This window comes from Pseudomonas sp. MF6396, from assembly GCF_002018915.1.
In the GTDB taxonomy this organism is placed as follows: domain Bacteria; phylum Pseudomonadota; class Gammaproteobacteria; order Pseudomonadales; family Pseudomonadaceae; genus Aquipseudomonas; species Aquipseudomonas palmensis.
Genome location: NZ_MVOK01000001.1, coordinates 165,378 through 186,130, shown reverse-complemented (window position 1 = coordinate 186,130; position 20,753 = coordinate 165,378). Strand labels below are relative to the sequence as shown.

The 20,753-nt window shown below is 58.4% G+C and carries 16 protein-coding genes; 5 read left to right on the top strand and 11 right to left on the bottom strand.

The window, feature by feature from the left end; all coding sequences use genetic code 11:
- The first annotated feature begins 287 nt into the window (after positions 1-287).
- The 5 genes from MF6396_RS00935 to MF6396_RS00915 all read left to right on the top strand — a co-directional run bounded on the left by MF6396_RS00935 (position 288) and on the right by MF6396_RS00915 (position 7,571).
- On the top strand, positions 288-518 hold the full coding sequence (locus MF6396_RS00935) for a type II toxin-antitoxin system RelB/DinJ family antitoxin (protein WP_050554911.1): 231 nt from the start codon (positions 288-290) through the stop codon (positions 516-518).
- Between the two features lie 61 nt (positions 519-579).
- Positions 580-1,989: a Shedu immune nuclease family protein gene (locus MF6396_RS00930; protein ID WP_004883043.1), complete on the top strand. Its 1,410-nt coding sequence runs from the start codon at positions 580-582 to the stop codon at positions 1,987-1,989.
- A gap of 105 nt (positions 1,990-2,094) precedes the next feature.
- Positions 2,095-4,233 carry an AAA family ATPase gene (locus MF6396_RS00925; protein ID WP_004883041.1) on the top strand — a complete coding sequence of 713 codons (2,139 nt, stop codon included), beginning with the start codon at positions 2,095-2,097 and terminating at the stop codon, positions 4,231-4,233.
- Between the two features lie 2 nt (positions 4,234-4,235).
- Positions 4,236-6,035: a UvrD-helicase domain-containing protein gene (locus MF6396_RS00920; RefSeq protein ID WP_004883039.1), complete on the top strand. Its 1,800-nt coding sequence runs from the start codon at positions 4,236-4,238 to the stop codon at positions 6,033-6,035.
- Positions 6,036-6,323: 288 nt separating this feature from the next.
- A complete protein-coding gene (locus MF6396_RS00915; RefSeq protein ID WP_004883036.1) occupies positions 6,324-7,571 on the top strand; it encodes a hypothetical protein in 1,248 nt (415 codons plus the stop codon).
- A 239-nt stretch (positions 7,572-7,810) separates the two neighbouring features.
- On the opposite strand, the gene MF6396_RS00910 is transcribed toward MF6396_RS00915, so the two are convergent.
- The 11 genes from MF6396_RS00910 to murD all read right to left on the bottom strand — a co-directional run bounded on the left by MF6396_RS00910 (position 7,811) and on the right by murD (position 20,747).
- Positions 7,811-8,878 (bottom strand): PDDEXK nuclease domain-containing protein, encoded by a 1,068-nt coding sequence (locus MF6396_RS00910; protein WP_078479522.1) that lies wholly within the window; start codon positions 8,876-8,878, stop codon positions 7,811-7,813.
- Positions 8,875-10,074: a tyrosine-type recombinase/integrase gene (locus tag MF6396_RS00905; protein WP_004883034.1), complete on the bottom strand. Its 1,200-nt coding sequence runs from the start codon at positions 10,072-10,074 to the stop codon at positions 8,875-8,877. The genes MF6396_RS00910 and MF6396_RS00905 overlap by 4 nt, the downstream gene beginning before the upstream one ends.
- Positions 10,075-10,309: 235 nt before the next feature.
- Entirely contained in the window at positions 10,310-11,221 is a 912-nt protein-coding gene (lpxC, locus tag MF6396_RS00900; protein ID WP_043862073.1) for a UDP-3-O-acyl-N-acetylglucosamine deacetylase, read from the bottom strand.
- A gap of 112 nt (positions 11,222-11,333) precedes the next feature.
- Positions 11,334-12,524, bottom strand: coding sequence for a cell division protein FtsZ (gene ftsZ / locus MF6396_RS00895; RefSeq protein WP_043862072.1), 1,191 nt, complete (start codon positions 12,522-12,524; stop codon positions 11,334-11,336).
- A 56-nt stretch (positions 12,525-12,580) separates the two neighbouring features.
- Entirely contained in the window at positions 12,581-13,834 is a 1,254-nt protein-coding gene (gene ftsA / locus MF6396_RS00890; protein ID WP_043862071.1) for a cell division protein FtsA, read from the bottom strand.
- A 15-nt stretch (positions 13,835-13,849) separates the two neighbouring features.
- A complete protein-coding gene (locus MF6396_RS00885) occupies positions 13,850-14,716 on the bottom strand; it encodes a cell division protein FtsQ/DivIB (protein WP_043862070.1) in 867 nt (288 codons plus the stop codon).
- 4 nt (positions 14,717-14,720) lie between these two features.
- Positions 14,721-15,677: a D-alanine--D-alanine ligase gene (locus tag MF6396_RS00880; RefSeq protein ID WP_043862069.1), complete on the bottom strand. Its 957-nt coding sequence runs from the start codon at positions 15,675-15,677 to the stop codon at positions 14,721-14,723.
- Entirely contained in the window at positions 15,674-17,128 is a 1,455-nt protein-coding gene (gene murC / locus MF6396_RS00875; protein ID WP_043862068.1) for a UDP-N-acetylmuramate--L-alanine ligase, read from the bottom strand. The genes MF6396_RS00880 and murC overlap by 4 nt, the downstream gene beginning before the upstream one ends.
- Complete coding sequence (gene murG, locus MF6396_RS00870) at positions 17,121-18,200, bottom strand: undecaprenyldiphospho-muramoylpentapeptide beta-N-acetylglucosaminyltransferase (RefSeq protein WP_043862067.1); 1,080 nt, start codon at positions 18,198-18,200, stop codon at positions 17,121-17,123. The genes murC and murG overlap by 8 nt, the downstream gene beginning before the upstream one ends.
- Entirely contained in the window at positions 18,190-19,404 is a 1,215-nt protein-coding gene (gene ftsW / locus MF6396_RS00865; RefSeq protein ID WP_054914837.1) for a putative lipid II flippase FtsW, read from the bottom strand. The genes murG and ftsW overlap by 11 nt, the downstream gene beginning before the upstream one ends.
- Positions 19,401-20,747 carry a UDP-N-acetylmuramoyl-L-alanine--D-glutamate ligase gene (murD, locus tag MF6396_RS00860; protein WP_054914838.1) on the bottom strand — a complete coding sequence of 449 codons (1,347 nt, stop codon included), beginning with the start codon at positions 20,745-20,747 and terminating at the stop codon, positions 19,401-19,403. Before murD ends, ftsW begins: the two co-directional genes overlap by 4 nt.
- Between the last annotated feature and the right edge of the window lie 6 nt (positions 20,748-20,753).

Genomic DNA, 20,753 nt, shown 5'->3' with positions numbered 1-20,753 from the left:
GCCAGCGGCACGCCTAGCTGGATGGCTGTTGGTCGATCAGGTGCAACCTGTTCGGTGCATGCGAGGGGCGCCAAGCAAGGCGCGGCGGGGATGGGCTGTCCAGCCGATCCCCTGGAGGGCAAGCGCCGCGCGCAGGCCAGGAGCGAAGAGACGGCCGGAGGCATCAGGGATCAAAGCCGCATGGCCGCGACTCGGCACGAGGCGCGGGGCAACGCCCGCGAGCCCGACGGCGGCACGCCGGGATGCTCTACTGTTCACAACAAAATGTAAGTGACGCAATAGTACTTATGAGCCACAATGTAGCTACATCTATTGTGAGCGCAACAATGGCAAGTAACGACGTCGTTCGTGCCCGGATTGACGGGCAGATTAAAGAAGCCGCAACTGTTGTTCTGGCTGAAATGGGGTTATCAATTTCGGATGCGATTCGGATGCTGCTGACCCGAATCGCGGCAGATAAGGCACTCCCCTTTGACATCAATCGTGTGTCGTCCGATTCTGATCGGAAGGCACCATAAGGTTGCGCTGAGGCAAGGCCCGCAAATCGTTTCTCTGAACAGTAGGGATCAAGAATAGTTCATGGCATCTATCAGACCTTCAGCATTCAATCAACGTGAGCGTTTGGACGGCGGCCCCTTCCTTGTCATTGAAGCAGCCGAACCGGAAGAGGAAGGCATTAACGTTTTCTTCACTGATATTCCCGCAGCGGAGCGCAAGCCGGATTCGCCAATAGCGAGACTGCTCAATGTGTGTCCAGACAGATTGACCATTTGGCCTCTTAATATTCGAGAAGATCGCGACGATTACCTGCAACCTAAATACGGCACCCTTGAACGCATCGTCGTCGCTCGGCCTGTTATCGAGCCCTACATACTGCCAGAGACTACTGACGATGTCGTTGGGCTTCTTGAGCAGTTGCCGGATGGGTTTGCCAAAGATTTTCGATTCGGTTTGGGGCTTCTGTGGGAATATCGGCAAATTTGCGAAACAGCCGCCAGCTTAGAAAACGTAAGCATACTCATTGTCCACAAAGGAAATGACGCGAAAATTGATTCGCCATTCTTTATTCTCGGAATAAGAAGATTTCATGAATTAAGAAAAGAATTAAATCGCATAGCCTCTCGCCACCAGAGAGACGCGCGCAAGGACAAGCAATTTCATGTCTACCAGACCTTATTACATGCTGCCGATTCAGCACAATTTCCCGCTCTAAAGAAGAGCGTAAGACCTGATGCACTAACGGAAATGACCGATGGTGGGCGGCAGCATGTGACGCTTTCCAAGCGTGATCGGCGCGCCGCTGTTCGCATGGTTCAAGACAATATAGAAGCACTGGCGGAATCTGAGCCGCGCTCGCTGCTGGCATTAAAGAATGATATTGAGCTCATCACACTGAATCAACTGATTGAGCGATACCAGGAAATGCTTGGAAAAGGACTGACGGAAAGCAAGTGGCAAAGCTTCTTTCTGGAAAATCCTTTCATACTTAGTCTTGCATTTGCCGTTCCAGCCATGCTGGTTCAGGGGCAAGCTTATGCAGGTGGCAAGCGACTTAACGGGTCCGGCGGAAAATTTTCAGATTTTCTATACGCATCCGCTTCCACGGGCAATCTTGGCCTCATTGAGATAAAAAAGCCGCAAACCGAACTGCTAGGAAAATCTCCCTATCGTGGAGATGATGTTTTTGGCCCATCGACAGAATTGGGTGGAGCGATTGCTCAAATTCTAGATCAGCGTTTCAAATTGCAGAGTGAACTACCCGTCATAAAAAATAACATGAACCGATACGACCTCCACAGCTATGCGGTTCGCTGCATAGTTGTCGCTGGCATGACGCCACAAGAGCATCAGCAAAGAAAGTCATTCGAGCTCGTTCGAAATGCGTTCGCAGAGATCGTGATCGTGACTTTCGATGAACTACTTGCAAGGCTAACCGAGATTAAAAATGCGCTCCAACCGATTCCTACCTTAGACACGGTGCCGTTCTAAAACCAACTGACAGTTGGCCATTCCGTAGTTGGGATCAATGGCTGCAGTGTTCAACCAATCCATCGGCCGATCGGCATGTGGATTTCAACAACAAGATTGAATCAAATGCATATATCCAAGCTCAGCCTGGTCAACTACCGGAACTTTCCCAACACGAAGCTGCTGTTCCAGAAGGGTATCAACACTGTCATCGGCGAAAATGGATCTGGCAAAACCAATCTCTTTCGCGCAATCAGATTGCTGCTTGATGACAACATGATTCGCTCTGCCTACCGGCTGGAGCATACCGACTTTCATCGCGGCCTAGGGCGCTGGCAGGGACATTGGATCATCATCAGTCTTGAGTTTGAGGAAATCTCTGCGGATGAATCAGTGCAGGCGCTCTTCCGACATGGGACGGGCGTAATTGAGGAAGAGGCGAACGGCAAGGCCACTTACAACCTGATCTTTCGTCCGAAGAAGGAAATCAGGCTGCGACTTTCTCAATTGAACGATGGTGATCAGGCAGGCCTCGACGCTATCCTGAACCCGGTCACCATCGACGACTATGAAACGATTTTCACAGGTCGGAGTGAAGCCGACTTCAACGACGAGGCCTTCTATAAGGATGTGGTCGGCGACTTCGCGAATGTTCGATTCAATGAAGAGGTTGAATTTCGTGTTATCGGCGCGAAGATTCCGAACGTGCTGTCCGTCTCCAAAGAAATTTCGTTCACTTTCGTCCAGGCGCTACGGGACGTCGTCTCCGAATTTCACAACAACCGGACAAATCCGCTCTTTTCGCTTCTGAAGGGCAAGAGCGGCGATATCGACCCCGTGGCGTTCCAGGCTATCACCGACGGGGTAAAGGCATTGAATGACTCCATCGAAGCGTTGCCAGACGTGCAGGTCGTCCGGACGGATATCAGAGACACCATCAAGGATGCGGCGGGTGAGGCGTATTCGCCGTCTTCTCTTTCTATCAAGTCGGATCTGCCAGACGAAGCTGACAAGTTGTTCCAGTCGCTCAAGCTGTTCGTTGGCGAATCGGGGGAGAGCCACGAAGGACCGATCCACGAGCTGAGCCTTGGTGGAGCAAACCTGATATTCCTCACGTTGAAACTGCTTGAATTCAAGTATCAAAAGGCTAAACAGTCGATCGCCAACTTTCTGCTTATCGAAGAGCCGGAAGCTCACATTCACACACATATCCAGAAAACACTGTTCGACAAGCTCAAATACGACGACACACAGATCATTTATTCGACCCATTCGACGCACATCTCTGAGGTCAGCAATGTTCAGAACGTGAACATCCTCGGCAGAGAAGGTGATCGTTGCGAGGCATACCAGCCTGCAATTGGCCTAAACCCAGAAGAGATCGGCAACATTCAACGCTACCTGGATGCTGTCCGTAGCAACTTGTTGTTTGCCAAGAGCGTCCTCTTAGTGGAGGGCGATGCAGAAGAAATTCTCGTTCCGATCCTGATCAAGAACGTGCTAGGCGTCAGCCTTGATGAACTCGGCATCAGTTTAATTAATATCCGCAGCACTGGATTTCAGAACGTCGCGGTTCTTTTCGATGATGCCCGAATCCGGAAGCGGTGCAGCATCGTCACCGACCTTGACAAGTCCATCATTGACACAACGCCGGCGGCGGGAGACTCCGAAGGGCTGCTCCGGCGCAAGGGCAAGTATCAGGCATCCCAGGAAAAAGGGGTCGCCAGGAAAGCGTTATTGGAAGACACCTTCAAAGATAACGGGTGGGTTTCTCCATTCTTTGCCCCCCATACCTTCGAGGTCGACTTCATTGCCGCCGGCAATGCGCGTAAGGTGGTCGGCATCCTTCCTGATGTCTACAAGGATGCACCAACCATCGCGACGGCCAAGGCGGAGCTCGAATCAGCGGACATCGCGTTGTTCGGTCAGCGCGCATTGACCATGGCGGACAACTACGGCAAGGGATGGTTTGCCATCTTGCTGGGAAAGAAGATCGATCCGCAGACCGCCATTCCGAAGTACATCTTGGACGCCATCGCTTTTGCGCATCCGGTGGTCACTAAGGAAGTCTGGTTTAACGTGCTGAGCTACCGCGTGAACTACATCGATGCAGAAGATATCTTCACTGCGTCTGCCGTATTCGACGACTTTAGGGCCAAGCTGCTGGCCTTCCGAAATGGAGACATCGACTTCGTCGGCATCCGAAACGAGATGCTTGCCACGTTCCCAGATGATCGCATCAACGATGTACTCGCGGTGTTCTGATCATGTTCATGTGGAACAAAGATGATCTGAATCCCGAGCAGGAAGCAGCCATTCTGAAGCCAGGGAGCGTCTTTCTCATCGCTTGCCCGGGCAGCGGGAAAACGCGCACGCTCACCTACAAAATCGCCTATGAGTTGTCCAGGCTGAAATCGAACAAGCAGTTTGTCGTTGCCATCACTTATACGCACCGTGCCGCCGACGAAATCCACGAGCGCATTGAGAGCCTTGGGGTGGATACATCCCGATTATGGATAGGAACGATACATTCGTTCTGTCTTGAATGGATATTGAAACCGTACGGCATCTATCACGAAGCGTTGGATCGAGGCTTCCGTGTGATCGATCAGCATGAGCGCGAGAAAATCCTGGAGGCATTGTGCAAGCCTTACCAGAAGCCAAAAATAACATTCTGGGATTGTGAGTTTTATTACACCGAAACTGGATATGTGCTCTCCTGCCCACAAGATTGGAAGCATTCGGGTCTTCACGTCATATTGGGCAAGTATTTTGAGATTCTGCACGAAAGTCGGCAGCTAGACTTTGAGCTCATTCTTTACTATGCGTACCAACTGATCGCACGTCATCCTGCGATCAGCACTCTTCTGGCACAGTTGTTCTCTTTCGTGCTGATCGACGAGTATCAGGACACCAAACGAATTCAGTATTCGATCATCACCGCCATTCTGAAAGCTGGTCAAGGTGCGACCAAGGCCTTTATTGTCGGAGATCCTAACCAGGCGATTTATCAATCGCTTGGCGGATATCCGATTGCCTTCGAGGATTTCAAGGCGATGGCCAATATCGATTTGGACGAACTCGAACTGTCGCGGAACTACCGTTCTTCTGAGCGCATCATTGAGTACTTCGGAAACTACAACGTTCACAACACACGCATCGAAGCCGCATCCGAGGACAAGGCGTACCCAAGCCTTATTTCATTCGACGACACAGTGAGCAAAAATGATCTGGACGCTGAGCTCATCCGGCTCATCCGTTTCAACATTGAGACTATGGGCATCTCACCTCACGAGGTGTGCATTCTCGCGCCACAGTGGACGCATCTTGCAAGCATGACACGTCGTTTGGTCGCCAGCATGCCGGAGTACTCATTCGATGGCCCCGGTATGGTTCCCTTTGCACGGGACACAGAGAATTTCTGGTACAGGCTTTCTAAGATTGCACTTACTCAGGCATCGCCGGGAATGTATGTGCGCAGACTGCGGTGGGCCGGGGAGATTCTGAATGACCTAGAGGCGGCCGGGGCTAGCGTGTCGAAGCTCACGCGGAGGTCCTTGTTGAGGGAGTGCAATGCAATTAAGATCGATGAAACAGATGGTCTTACCTACTTGAGCGCATTTTTCGAGCGTCTGTTTGCAAACTTAGCAATCGACTTTCGCCTTTTCACGCTGCTTCAAGAGCATCACGTTGCCTTCTTCGATAGTTCGCAAGCCCGGGTAAATCGATTGAAGAGTGAAGGTAGCGAATTTATAGGCGATATTGAGACATTCAGGAAGGTATTTCAGCATAGGACTGGAATCACCATCTCGACGATACACGGCGTCAAGGGAGCCGAGTTCGATGCAGTGATCGCTTATGCATTATTAGAAGATATGGTGCCGCATTTCAATGATCCGAACGGTCAAGAAAGCGCGATGAAATTGCTGTATGTCATTGGTTCGCGGGCAAGGAAGAACCTGCACCTTGTTTCGGAACGAGGTCGAGTTCGCCAGTATTCTGGCGAAGAGTATCAAGTAACTCGCAAGCTTGCCTCATGCAGTTTTGGATACGATCAAATTCCATAGAAATCACGAGTAGCGCAACCGCGCTCTCTATGGGATGCCCTACAGCTTTGTTTAGCGTTTGGCTGAATCATCTGCGCGCGGCTCGCTCTGCATGCCCTGCTGTCGCCAGCTCAACATGCAAGCGGAGCGCGCAGGCCCGGATCACAGTGTCGGGCCGTGGAGGGCTGGCGAATGCCAGTCCCGTCAGGGATGAGCGAATAGCGAACGTGGAGCAGCGCGATCCACAAAGTGGAGACGCTCAAGGTTCCGTCGCTTACTATTTGGACTACGGCGAGTTGAGTAAAAAATATGAAAAATATCTTTGAAGAAATCAATGAATTTTCTTCGGAAAAAATCGCGTTATTCAGCTTTGGGAAATTTTGCTACGTCTTTCTTAATAAAGACCCGATCTTTGTCAAGAAATTGCTTCCCCTCATCCAAACCTCTCTGGCAAATGAGAGCTTTCAGGCAGACGTAATGCGTGCTTATACGGAGGGCTGCATGAATGAAAAGGCGGCCATTCTGAAAGAATTTGAAGCCAAACGCGACCATCCAAACGCAGCCAAGTTTTATGGGCCACAGCTTGATCTAGTGGACAAGCGATTGGCTATAAAGACAATCCAGCATTTAATGGACTACTTAAATAATTATCTCAACGAGTATCCGGGATCGCTAGAAATTCTCAACAATTCCTACAAGCATATCCATGACGAAGATGGTGTTTCGTACATAAAAGAAAATTACGCAAATTATCGCATTGGCTGCATTTTTTATTCCAAGCACCAATCAATCATGGGGAGGGCTGAGATGCTGGAGCTAAAATATTCCAAGGTAGTTGAACGTGAGTACGAGAAAATTGGAATTGACATAAGAAAGGAAGATGCTCAGTTCTCTAAATATAGTCTTGTCAGCCTGAACGAGAATATTCAGATATTCAACGACAAGGATAGTCAGACAATACGCGATGAACGCATAGGGCGACACTTCTGGATAAAAGTTCCGAGGAAGCTGCTTACCTCTATCGAGGAACTCATTGAAAAAGGAATGCTGTCCGAAATAGCATTCAGGATTGATTACGTCTCCGATTATGTCCCTGCAATGGAGGAGATGGAGTTTGGCGCTCCGTTGCGATTGAAAATATCTTCCCTTCCTAGATTGTCAAAGTTCTACTCCACCGATAAATATGAGAACAATCTATGGATTCACCATGACGCAGAGAAGCTAAGTTTGACTTTTGAAGAATTGATGGAGGACTTTGAGGTGGCAGGCGACGACGTCGTAACGCAAGTCATCCATCTTGAATACAGTTCAAAAGGCGATGATTTTTTTATAACTCACTTGGATCACGAATTTATCGTATATACGTTGGATAGCTATCAAGAAAGATTGAGCAATGCCAACATCAAGGGGCATAGAAAAATAAAGACATTCAAAATAGATAACTCAATGATCCCGTTTGATATAAATATTAGCGGGGATCTTTTTCTGTTTCAGGTTCTCGATTCGTATTTAAAAAATGATGACTTGATTCGTGAATATTTTGAAAAAATTAACTGACTTTATAGTTTGAGATATTTAATTAAAACAGCGATCGGCATAGAACATGGCGCTGCTGCCCGCGATAATCATGTGATTGGGCGCTCGCGCCCACTAGCCCCAGCGCATCCTTGAGCCGCAGGCCAGTTCCTTATCGGCCTATGGCGATTCCACACTAGCATGGAGCCTCGATAGAGCAAGAGATCCGTTGCCACATGCTCGTGCTGTGGTTTGGGTGTACGGTTGGACAGATGCTGCTGTCAGGACTTCTCGCCAGGCTGCCGCTGCTCGATCTGCAACCGCGCCCGTTCGGTCGCCTGCTGCAACCGCTCCCCCAGCACCGCACGCGGCGGCAGGGTCGTCAGGTATTCGGCTACGTGGATGCCCGACTTGTCCAGCTCCAGCAACTCGATCTGCTCTGACTTCTTGCCGGTACAAAGAATGATGCCCAGCGGCGAGGCTTCCTCCGGTTCGCGTTCGTGCTTGTCGAGCCAACGCAAATAAAGCTCCATCTGCCCCTTGTATGCTGCCTTGAACTCGCCGATCTTCAACTCCACCGCCACCAGCCGCCGCAGCTTGCGGTTATAGAACAGCAGGTCCAGGTGGAAATCCTCGTCGTCGATCTGGATGCGTTTCTGCCGGGCTAGGAAAGAGAAGCCCGCGCCCAACTCCAGCAAAAAAGACTCCATTTCGCGGATGATCGCGGCTTCCAGGTCGCCTTCCTGCCAGGTATCGCGCAGGCCCAGGAAGTCGAGGATGTACGGGTCGCGCATGACCAGCGCCGGCGACATGCGCTGCGCATCGCGCATCGCCGCCAGCTCTTGCGTGATCGTCTCGTCCGGCTTCTTGGACAGCGCCGTGCGCTCGTATAGCATCGAGTCGATGCGCTCGCGTAGCGTCCGCACGCTCCAGCGTTCGGCGCTGGCCATTTGCACGTAGTAGTCCCGCTGGAGCGGGTCTTTTAGCGGCAGCAGCGCCACGAAATGCGACCAGCTCAATTGTCGTGACAGCGTCACGACAATTGGCTCGTCCGAGAAGGTGGCGGCGAACTGCACCATCCGGCGCAGGTTCTTGTCCGCGAAGCTACGTCCGTAGTCGCGGACAAGCTGCGCCGCCAGGGTCGGCAGGATTTCGTCGCCGTACCCGGCCCGCTGCCCGGCAAGCACTTCCGTATGGATGCGCTGGCCAATGCGCCAGAACAGCAATGTCAGCCCGGCATTGACCGCCGAGGCGACGCGCTGGCGCGACGCTTCGATCAGTGCCCGGATGTCGCCCAGCAGCGCGGGCGGCGCTGCTGGCGCTGAGACGGATGCCTTGCGCCGGGTCATGCGGCCACCTCCTTGGCTCCCTGCATCCCGGTGATCGTCTTACGCCGATTCGCCACCAGTTCGGCCGCCTCTCGCACCGGCTTATCCTCGGTGTGGACGTAGCGCATGAACATGACGACGGTCTTGTGCGCCGTTAGCGCCATGCCGACCTTGACCGGGATGCCCGAATTGGCAATGTCGGTCGCCGAACGGTGGCGGATGCCGTGCGTGCCCACGTGCGTAGCGCCAGCCGCCTTGAGCGCACGGCTCCAGCCACCGTAATACTCGCCCGTGGTTAGATGCTTGCCAGCGTGGCTAGGAGAAGGCAGCACATAGCGGCTACCCTCCTGCCGGGGTGCCGTCGAGAGTAGCCGATAGGCTTCCTCGCTCATGGGCTTAGACATGCCGCCTGTCTTGCTGTCAGGCCAGACGACGCGCCGGTTCTGCAAGTCAACCCAGTTCCATTCCAGCGCGATGATTTCCGAGCGGCGGCCGGCGAACTCGAACTGCAGGCGGATTCCCAAAGGGATGACGTAGTTCTCCAGCCCCTCCGACTCGATCTTGTCGAGCTGTCGGAACAGGTTGCCCATTTCTTCGTCGCTGATGAGGTGAGTCGATTTGCCGGCAGGGAACATCGGGACGTGACGGCAAGGGTTGGTACCGTCGGGCCGATAGCCCCATACCTCGGCCATGTTGAACATCTTGCGCAAGACGCTGAATACCTTGTTCGCCTCGGTCTGCTTGTACGAAAGCTTTTCCATCAGTCCGGCGATTTCAGGACGCTTCACGTCCTGAACTTTCTTGCGTCCCAGCAGCGGAATAATGTTGCGATTGATGACAGCCTGATAGCCGGCTTGGGTGCTGAGCTTGTTGCGCTTCTTGGAGTAGTCCTCCATGAACTTCGTGCATAGCTCCTTGACCGTAGGTGCCTGGCGCGCCTCCGCCTTCTCTGCGGCGGGATCTCCGCCTCGGCGGACTTGGGCCAGCCATTCCTGCGCCAGCGACCGCGCCTGTTCGACGGTCAGCTCCCCGTACAGTCCTAGCGAGGGCTTGCGGCGCTCGCCAGCGTTCGTCCGGTACTGGAGCATGAACACCTTGCGACCCGCCGGGGTAATCTTGCACAGGAAGCCGGGGACCAGCGTGTCCCGGAGTTCGACGGCCTCTGCCTGGGGTTGCGCCGCATCGACAGCGGACTTAGTGAGTTTGATCTTAGCCATGATGACTCCTTGGAAAGACCTGGATTCCAAGGGCCGGATAGGAGTCAGGCGGTCGGAAGTCAGGTCAGGTTTCGGAAAGCACCGGCATATGTTGAACTCGCTTAAGTCATTGATAAACCTGCTGTATCGGGCTGTAGCGTAGTCCAGCGAATTTCGGTGCTGGAGTCATGGTGAAATAAAAAAGGGCCACCCGAAGGCAGCCCCAAAAAATAACTAAAGAAGAGAGAGTTCGTACTTACACTGCCGCAACCGGACGCATGTAAGAGATCGGTGCCGTGCTGGCATCTTCGAACGTCACCACTTCCCACGCATCGGTTTCCTCGATCAGCTTGCGCAGCAGCTGATTGTTCAGCGCGTGTCCGGACTTGTAGCCCTTGAACTCGCCGATCAGGCTGTTGCCCAGCAGGTAGAGGTCGCCAATCGCATCGAGGATCTTGTGCTTGACGAATTCGTCTTCGTAGCGAAGGCCGTCTTCGTTGAGCACGCCATCCTTGTCCACGACGATGGCGTTTTCCACGCTGCCGCCGAGGGCGAGGTTGTGCTTGCGCAGGTACTCGATGTCACTCATGAACCCGAAGGTACGGGCGCGGCTGACTTCCTTCACGAACGAGGTGCTGGAAAAGTCCACGCTGGCACTCTGGGTCCGGTTGTGGAACACCGGGTGGTCGAAATCGATCTCGAAACTCACCTTGAACCCTTCGAAAGGCAGGAAAGTGGCGCGCTTGTCGCCGTCTTCCACTGTCACTTCACGCAGGATGCGGATGAACTTCTTGGCTGCGTCCTGTTCTTCCAGGCCGGCAGATTGAATCAGGAATACAAAGGGCCCGGCGCTGCCGTCCATAATTGGCACTTCGGACGCGGAGAGCTCGACGTAGGCGTTATCGATGCCCAGGCCAGCCATGGCCGAGAGCAGGTGCTCTACCGTGTCTACCTTGGTATCGCCATTGACCAGTGTCGTGGACATGGTCGTCTCGCCGACGTTTTCCGCGCGGGCAGGGATCTGCACCACAGGGTCGAGGTCGGCACGGCAAAATACGATGCCGGTATCCACAGGGGCGGGCTTGAGGGTCAGGTAAACCTTTTCCCCGGAGTGCAGACCGACACCTGTGGCACGGATGATATTTTTCAGGGTGCGTTGTTTAATCATGGCATTGGCCGCTTCAGCGCAAATTGCGAACTGGTATCAACAAAGGCTGAGGATAATAGCAGACCCGGCCTTTGCTGAACACCAATCACCTTCATAGCCCTGATAAATTCCATTAATCGGCCTGACGACGCAGGAAAGCCGGGATATCCAGATAATCCAGGTCGTCCTGCGGGTTCAGCTTCTGTGCCGCAGCGGCCCCGGCGTGAGCCTGGTTGCGCATGACGGTCGGACGCTCCAGATCGCGGTAGTTGACCGAAGGTTGCTCCGGACGGGCCGGTGCAGGGGCTGGGGTCTGTACAGCGGACGCTTGCAGGGTGTTGTCGATGACCTTGACCGGTTTCTCGATCTTGGCACCCAGGCCGGTGGCTACCACGGTGACGTGCAGCTCGTCGCGCATGTCCGGGTCGATGACGGTACCGACCTTGACCATGGCGTGGTCGGAGGCGAATGCCTCGATGATGCTGCCCACATCGGAGTATTCACCCAGCGACAGGTCAGGACCTGCGGTGATGTTCACCAGGATGCCGCGGGCGCCCTGGAGGTTGACGTCTTCGAGCAGCGGGTTGCGGATGGCCGCCTCGGTCGCTTCACGCGCACGGTTCGGACCGCTGGCGCAACCGGTACCCATCATGGCCATGCCCATCTCGCTCATCACGGTACGCACGTCGGCGAAGTCGACGTTGATCATGCCCGGACGCTTGATGATGTCGGAGATACCGCGAACGGCACCGGCGAGCACGTCGTCAGCCTTGGCGAAGGCCGACAGCAGGCTGGCATCCTTGCCCAGGATGGTCAGCAGCTTCTCGTTCGGAATGGTGATCAGCGAATCGACGCTGTCGGCCAGGGCACGGATGCCCTCGTCGGCGATCTGCATGCGCTTGCGACCTTCGAACGGGAACGGACGGGTCACCACCGCAACGGTGAGGATGCCCATTTCCTTGGCCACTTCGGCGATGATCGGAGCAGCACCGGTACCGGTACCGCCGCCCATGCCGGTGGTGATGAACACCATGTTGGTGCCTTGCAGCACTTCGGCGATGCGCTCACGGTCTTCCAGCGCGGCCTGACGACCGACTTCCGGATTGGCACCTGCACCCAGGCCCTTGGTCACGCCGGTACCCAGTTGCAGGATGGTGCGCGCGCCGATGTTTTTCAGCGCTTGAGCATCGGTGTTGGCGCAGATGAATTCGACGCCTTCGATGTTGCTCTTGACCATGTGATTGACGGCGTTGCCACCGCCGCCACCGACGCCGATCACTTTGATGACCGGGCTTTGCGGGACGTTGTCTACGAGCTCGAACATTTTCCCTCTCCTTTCAGTTCTCTAGTTTTTTGCGCCTACTACTACTGCTTTGAAACTTAAAAGTTGCCCTGGACCCAGCGCTTGAGTCGCTCAAGCACCGGGGCCTTCGGTTCATCGCCATAGCTGTTGCTGCTGATACCGGTCAGGGTCACGCCTTCGGACTGCTTCTGCAGGCCATAGGTCAGAAGGCCCACGCCGGTGGAATAGATGGGGTTGCGCACCACGTCGCTCAGGCCCCGCACGGTGTAAGGCACGCCCAGGCGTACCGGCATGTGGAAAATCTCTTCGGCCAGTTCCACCGCGCCTTCCATCTTGGCGGTACCGCCGGTGAGCACGATGCCGGCCGGCACCAGGTCTTCGTAGCCACTGCGACGCAGTTCGGCCTGGATCAGGGTGAACAGTTCGTCGTAGCGTGGCTCGACCACTTCGGCCAGGGCCTGACGCGACAGTTCGCGCGGCGGACGATCGCCCACGCTCGGCACCTTGATGGTTTCGCCGGCACCGGCCAGCTTGGCCAGGGCACAGGCGTAGCGGATCTTGATCTCTTCGGCGTACTGGGTGGGGGTACGCAGCGCCATGGCGATGTCGTTGGTCACCTGGTCGCCGGCAATCGGAATCACTGCCGTGTGACGGATGGCGCCCTCGGTGAAGATCGCGATGTCGGTGGTACCGCCGCCGATGTCCACCAGGCACACGCCCAGCTCTTTTTCGTCATCGGTCAGCACCGAGTAGGCCGAGGCCAGTTGCTCGAGGATGATGTCGTCGATTTCAAGGCCGCAGCGGCGCACGCATTTTTCGATGTTCTGTGCTGCATTGACCGCACAGGTGACCACGTGCACCTTGGCTTCCAGGCGCACGCCGGACATGCCCAGCGGCTCGCGCACGCCTTCCTGGTTGTCGATCACGTAGTCCTGCGGCAGGGTGTGCAGCACCCGCTGGTCGGCCGGGATGGCCACGGCCTGGGCCGCGTCCAGCACCCGCTCCAGGTCCGCCGCGCTGACTTCACGATCGCGGATGGCGACGATGCCGTGGGAGTTCAGGCTGCGGATGTGATTGCCCGCCACGCCGACGAACGCCGAGTGAATCCGGCAGCCAGCCATCAGCTGGGCCTCTTCGACGGCGCGCTGGATCGACTGCACGGTGGATTCGATATTGACCACCACGCCCTTCTTCAGCCCGCGCGATGGATGGGTGCCGATACCGACGATTTCCAGGGTGCCATCGGCGGCCACTTCGCCCACCAGTGCAACCACCTTGGACGTACCGATATCCAGCCCGACGATCATTTTGCCGCTATGCGCATTTGCCATGGGTCCTGCCTCTCTCTAATTCTTCGCAACAGCGGGTTGGGCTGTCGTCGGTGCATTCGGTTCCCGCCAGCCAACGGCCAGGCCATTGGCGTAACGCAGATCGATGCGGGCGATGTTCGTGATCTGTTCTTTGAGCGTCTTGTCGTAAATGGCAATGAAGCGGCGCATCTTTTCCACCAGATGGTCGCGCCCCAGCAACAACTCGATACCCGGCCCGGCGCTGCCGGCACCGGTGGTCAGGAACCAGCTGCCCCGCTCGCGCAGTTCCAGCCGGGCGATCGAGAAGCCCATGGGCCGCAACATCTGGCTCAGTACCTGATATTGCTGCATCACTTGCTGCTGCGCCCGCTGCGGCCCGAACAGCTGCGGCAGGTGCTCGTAGTTGGCCAGCTCGCGCGGGGTGAAGGCCTGGCCCTGGTTGTTGAGCAGGGCCTCGTCGCCCCAGCGCGCCACCGGCAGCTGTTCCTCGAGGCGGATCACCACTTCGTCCGGCCACACGCGGCGCACTTCGGCATGCGCGATCCACGGCATCTGCTCGAGCTCGGTGCGCATGCTGGCCAGGTCGACGGTGAAGAAGCTGGCGGCCACATAGGGCGCGATACGCTGCTGCACGGCCTGCTGGCTGATGTAGCTCAGGTCGCCCTGCACGGCGATCTTGGTGATCGGCCGGTCGGCATACGGCATCAGGCGCTGTGCGCCCTCGTAGGCACCGAACCCGGCCACTACCAGCAGAACCGGCCACAGCAGACGCTTGAACACGCTGAAATTGGCCTTGGGCAGGCGCGCCGACAGTGGCTCCTTGGCCACCATCCGGCTGGCACCGCGCGGCACCGGCTTGCGGCCGGTGGCGGGTTGCTGATGACGTACCATCGCGCCTTGCATGGGCTTAACCTCGCGCCTCGACGCTGGCCGCCAGGATCGCCAGCACCAACTGCTGGAAGTCCAGGCCGGCCGCGCGTGCCGCCATTGGGACCAGGCTGTGATCGGTCATGCCTGGTGCGGTGTTGACTTCCAGAGGCCAGAAGTTGCCCTGCTCGTCCTGCATCACGTCCAGACGACCCCAGCCGGCAATGCCGATGGCGTCGCACGCACGTGCGGTCAGTTCGATCAGTTCCTGTTCCTTGGCAGCGTCCAGGCCGCACGGAATGCGGTACTGGGTATCGTTGGCGACGTACTTGGCGTCGTAGTCGTAGAACGTGTGCGGGGTGCCCAGCGCAATCGGCGGCAGCACCTGGCCGCGCAGCACGGCAATGGTGAACTCCGGACCGTGAATCCATTGTTCAACCAATACTTGCGAGTCGTAGGTGGCGGCGTCCTTCCAGGCAACGATCAATTCTTCGACGCTGCTCACTTTCGCCATACCGATACTGGAGCCTTCATGGGCCGGTTTGACGATCAAAGGGAAGCCCAGTTCCGCGCCCGCAGAAATACAGTCTTGCTCGCTGGCCAGCACCGCGTGGTGCGGGGTTGGAATACCCAGGCTTTTCCACACCTGTTTGGTGCGCAACTTGTCCATCGCCAGGGCCGACGCCAGGATGCCGCTGCCGGTGTAGGGGATACCCAGGCACTCGAGCAGGCCCTGCATGCTGCCGTCTTCACCGCCACGGCCGTGGAGAATGATGAAGGCGCGGTCGAGCTTCTCGCGCTGCAGGCGGTCGAGCAGATCGTCACCCACGTCGATGGCGATCACCTCGACGCCGGCGCTGGTGAGCGCCTCGATCACCGCGGCGCCGGACTTGAGCGACACCTCGCGCTCGGCACTCTTGCCGCCGTACAGCACGCCGACACGGCCGAAGGCCTTCGGGTCGATGGTCGAATGCAGCTTGGAGTATTGAGCAGTCATTTGGCCTTCCCTGCGGTGGCAACCGCGCCCGCGAACAATGGGCTTTTCAACAATTGCGGGGCCAGGCCACCGATGTCGCCGGCACCCTGGCACAGCAGGATGTCACCGGCACGCAGCAGCGGCTTGACCAGTGGCGCCAGCTCGATGCCGCGCTCGATGTAGATCGGGTCCAGCTGGCCACGCTGACGGATGCTGTGGCACAGCTGGCGGCTGTCGGCCCCCGGGATCGGCTCTTCGCCGGCCGGGTAGACCTCCATCAGCAGCAGCACGTTGGCATCGGCCAGCACCTGCACGAAGTCGTCGTACAGGTCGCGGGTACGGCTGTAGCGGTGCGGCTGGTAAACCATCACCAGGCGGCGCTCCGGCCAGCCACCGCGCACGGCCTTGATCACGGCCGCCACTTCGGTGGGGTGGTGACCGTAGTCGTCCACCAGCATCACGCTGCCACCGTCGACCGGCAGTTCGCCGTACACCTGGAAACGTCGGCCCACGCCCTGGAAGCCCGAAAGCCCCTGCACGATGGCCTCGTCGCTGATGCCCTCGTCGGTGGCGATGGCAATGGTGGCCAGTGCATTGAGCACATTGTGGTTGCCCGGCATGTTCACCGACACGTCCAGCGGCTCGCGGTCACGGCGCAGCACGGTGAAGTGGGTCTGCATGCCCGACTGGCGCACATTGATCGCACGCACGTCGGCTTCCTCGGCAAAGCCGTAGGTCACTGCCGGGCGCTTGACCAGCGGCAGGATCTCGCGCACCACCGGATCATCCAGGCATACCACGGCCAGGCCGTAGAACGGCAGGTTGTGGAGGAACTCGACGAAGGTCTTCTTCAGCTTGTTGAAGTCGCCCTCATAGGTCGCCATGTGGTCGGCGTCGATGTTGGTGACCACGGCCACCAGCGGCTGCAGGTGCAGGAAGCTGGCGTCGCTTTCGTCGGCTTCGGCGATCAGGTAGCGGCTGGTACCCAGTTGTGCATTGGTACCTGCTGCATTCAGCCGGCCACCGATCACGAAGGTCGGGTCCAGGCCGCCGGCGGCGAACACCGAGGCCAGCAGGCTGGTGGTGGTGGTCTTGCCGTGGGTACCGGCTACCGCGATGCCGTGGCGATAGCGCATCAGCTCGGCGAGCATCTCGGCACGCGGTACCACGGGGATACGCCGCTCAAGGGCCGTCGCCACTTCCGGGTTGGCCGTATTGATGGCGCTGGACACCACCAGTACATCGGCACTGGCGGCGTTCTCGGCGCGGTGGCCAAGGAAGATTTCGGCACCAAAGGACTCCAGGCGCTCGGTGACCGGCGAGGCCTTGAGGTCCGAGCCGGAAACCTGGTAACCCAGGTTGAGCAATACCTCGGCAATACCGCACATGCCCACGCCGCCGATACCGACGAAGTGGATGCGGCGGATACGGCGCATTTCAGGTTGCGGGATGGCTTTCTGGCTTTCAACCATGGGCCACCTCCAGGCAGATATCGACCACGGTGCTGGTAGCCGCGGGCTTGGCCAGGCGTCGTGCGGTGCTGGCCATGGTGTCGAGTTTTTGCGGTTGCATCAGTACCTCGTTCAGGCGTTCAGCGAGTTGCGCTGCGCCAGTTGTCGCTTGCGGCATCAGGAAGGCGGCGCCTTCACGTGCCAGATAGTGGGCGTTGTGGGTCTGGTGATCGTCGATGGCATGGGGCAGCGGCACCAGCATCGAGGGCAGACCGGCCGCAGCCAGTTCGCTGACGGTCAGCGCACCGGCCCGGCAGATCACCAGGTCGGCCCAGCCATAGGCGTGGGCCATGTCTTTGATGAACGGCTCTACCTGAGCCTCGATCCCGGCCTCGCGATAGCGCTCGGCGGTAATCTGGTCATGCTGCTTGCCGGCCTGGTGGAACACCTCGGGGCGCAGGGCTTCGGGTACCAGGGCCAGGGCCTGCGGCAACAGTTTGTTCAACGGCTCCGCGCCCAGGCTGCCGCCCAGCACCAGCAGGCGCGCGCGGCGCCCGGCCAGTGGCGCGCGCACAGGCTCCAGGAACAGCTCGCCGCGCACCGGGTTGCCGGTGGTGCGCAGTTTGTCGCTGGCCTCGAAGGTGTTCGGGAAAGCTTCGCAGACTCGGCCTGCCAGCGGCACCAGCAGCCGATTGGCGGTACCGGCCTTGGCGTTCTGCTCGTGGATCACCACGGGCACGCCAGCCAGCTTCGCCGCCACACCGCCCGGGCCGGTCACATAGCCGCCAAAGCCGACCACACACACCGGCTTGAGCCGACGGATGATGCGCCGCGCCTGCAGCACCGCCTTGAACAGGGTGAACGGCGCCTTGAGCAGCGACAGCTTGCCCTTGCCACGCAAGCCGGTGACCTGGATCAGGTGCAGTTGCAACCCGGCCTGGGGCACCAGCTCGTTTTCGATACCGCGTGGGGTGCCCAACCAGTGCACGGTGTAACCGCGTGCCTGGAACTCACGGGCGCAGGCCAGGGCCGGGAACACGTGGCCCCCGGTGCCGCCTGCCATGATCAATACGTTTTTGCCTTCAACGGCCATGTCTTGGCTCCTCGGCAAAATCGCTCTCATCGAATTCATGTTCTTCGCTGCCCAGGTGCGTGCGGCTCTCCCACTCGATGCGCAGCAGCAGGCCCATGCACACGCAGCAGATCACCAGCGAGCTGCCGCCGTAGCTGAGGAACGGCAGGGTCAGGCCCTTGGTCGGCAGCAGGCCGACGTTCACCCCGATGTTGATCAGGAACTGGCCGATCCACAGGAAGGCCAGGCCGTAGGCCATGTAGGCGGCAAAGAACTGCTTGGCTTTCTCGGCCCACAGACCGATGTACATCGCGCGCAGGCTGACGAACACGAACAGCGCAACGGTCAGCAGCGAACCGACCACGCCCAGCTCTTCGGCCAGTACCGAGAACACGAAGTCGGTGTGTGCTTCGGGCAGGTAGAACTGCTTCTGCACGCTGTTGCCCAGGCCCACGCCCAGCCACTCACCGCGACCGAACGCAATCAGGGCCTGGGTCAGCTGATAGCCGGAACCGAACTGATCCGACCAGGGGTCGGTGAAGGTGATCAGGCGCGCCATCCGGTAGGGCTGCGCCTGTACCAGAATGAACACCGCCGCCACCGCCAGCACCACCATCAGGCTGAAGCGGAACAGCCCCACCCCGCCCAGGAACAGCATCGCCGCGGCGGCGCCCATCATCACTACCGTGGCGCCGAAGTCCGGCTCCATCAGCAGCAGGCCGGCCATCGGCAGCAGCACGATGAACGGCTTGAAGAAGCCCATCCAGCTCTCGCGCACCTCGGTCTGGCGGCGCACCAGGTAACCAGCCAGGTAGATCACCACGAACACCTTGGCGATCTCGGAAGGCTGCACGTTGAAGAAGCTGAAGCCGATCCAGCGCATCGAGCCGTTCACTTCGCGGCCGATGCCAGGCACCAGTACCAGCACCAGCAACCCGAAGGCACCGACCAGCATCATGAAGCCCATGCGCTGCCAGGTGGCGATCGGCACCATCATGGTGACGACGCAGGCGACCAGGCCGATGGCCACGTACACCAGGTGACGGATCATGTGGTAAAGCGGGTTGCCCGACTGCAACGCGGCCACTTCCGAGGAGGCCGAGGTGATCATCACCAGGCCAAGGCCCAGCAGCGCCAGGCAGCCAGCGAGCATGGCGAAATCGAGATCGATGCCGCGACCAGTGACCAGGGGGGACGGATAAGGCTTGATGATGCCGAAGATCATGCCAGCCCCTCCACGGCCTGGGCGAACAGGCGCCCACGCTCTTCGAAGTTCTTGAACATGTCCAGGCTTGCGCAGGCAGGCGACAGCAGCACCGCGTCGCCCGGCTGGGCCAGCGCGGCGCCCTGCTGCACGGCTTCGTCGAGGCTGCCGACGCGAATCAGCGGCACGCTGTCGCCCAACGCCTGGGCCAGGCGCTCGGCATCACGGCCCAACAGCACCACGGCGCGGCAGTGCGCCGCCACCGGGGCACGCAGCGCCGAGAAGTCCGCGCCCTTGCCGTCGCCGCCGGCCACCAGCACCAGCTTGCCGTCGATATCCGCACCCAGGCCTTCGATGGCCGCCAGCGCGGCACCGACGTTGGTGGCCTTGGAGTCGTCGTACCAGCTCACGCCGTCACGCTCGCGCAGCCACTGGCAACGGTGGGCCAGGCCGGCAAAGGTGCGCAGGCTGGCCAGCATGGCGTCGAACGGCAGGCCTGCAGCATGCCCCAGGGCCAGCGCCGCGAGGGCGTTGGACTGGTTGTGCGCACCACGGATCTTCAGCTCGCGCACCGGCATCAGGGTCTGGAACTCGAACGCCAGGTACTTCTCGCCGTTCTCTTCGCGCAGCCCGAAGCCCTTGAAGTCGGGCACATTCAGGCCGAACGTCCAGCACGGCACGTTTTCCATCGGCAGCGGACGGCTCAGTGCATCCTGGCGGTTGACCACCACCTGCCGTGCGCCACGGAAGATCCGGTGCTTGGCCAGGTGATAGGCCGGCAGGCCGCTGTAGCGGTCCATGTGGTCTTCGCTGACGTTGAGCACGGTGGCCACTTCGGCATTCAGCTGATCGGTGGTCTCCAGCTGGAAGCTCGACAGCTCCATCACGTACAGCTCGATGGCGTCGTCCAGCAGGTCCAGTGCCGGGGTACCGAGGTTACCGCCCACTGCCACACGTTTGCCTGCCGCAACGGCCATCTCCCCGACCAGGGTGGTGACGGTGCTCTTGGCATTGGAACCGCTGATGGCAATGATCGGCGCCTTGGCATTGCGCGCGAACAACTCGATGTCGCCCGACAGCTTCACGCCGCGCGCGGCCGCCTGCTGCAGGGCCGGGGTCGCCAGGGCCAGGCCGGGGCTGACGTACAGCTCGTCGGCACGGCACAGGAACTCCACATCCAGTTCGCCACAACGCACTTCCACCTGCGGGTAGTCGCGACGCAAGGTCGCCAGCTCCGGCGGGTTCTCGCGGGTATCGGCCACCGCAAACGCAATGCCCCGGTTCGCCAGGAAGCGAACCAGGGACATGCCGCTCTTGCCGAGGCCGACAACGATGCGGAAGTGGTCAGACGCGATCAGGGACACTCGTTT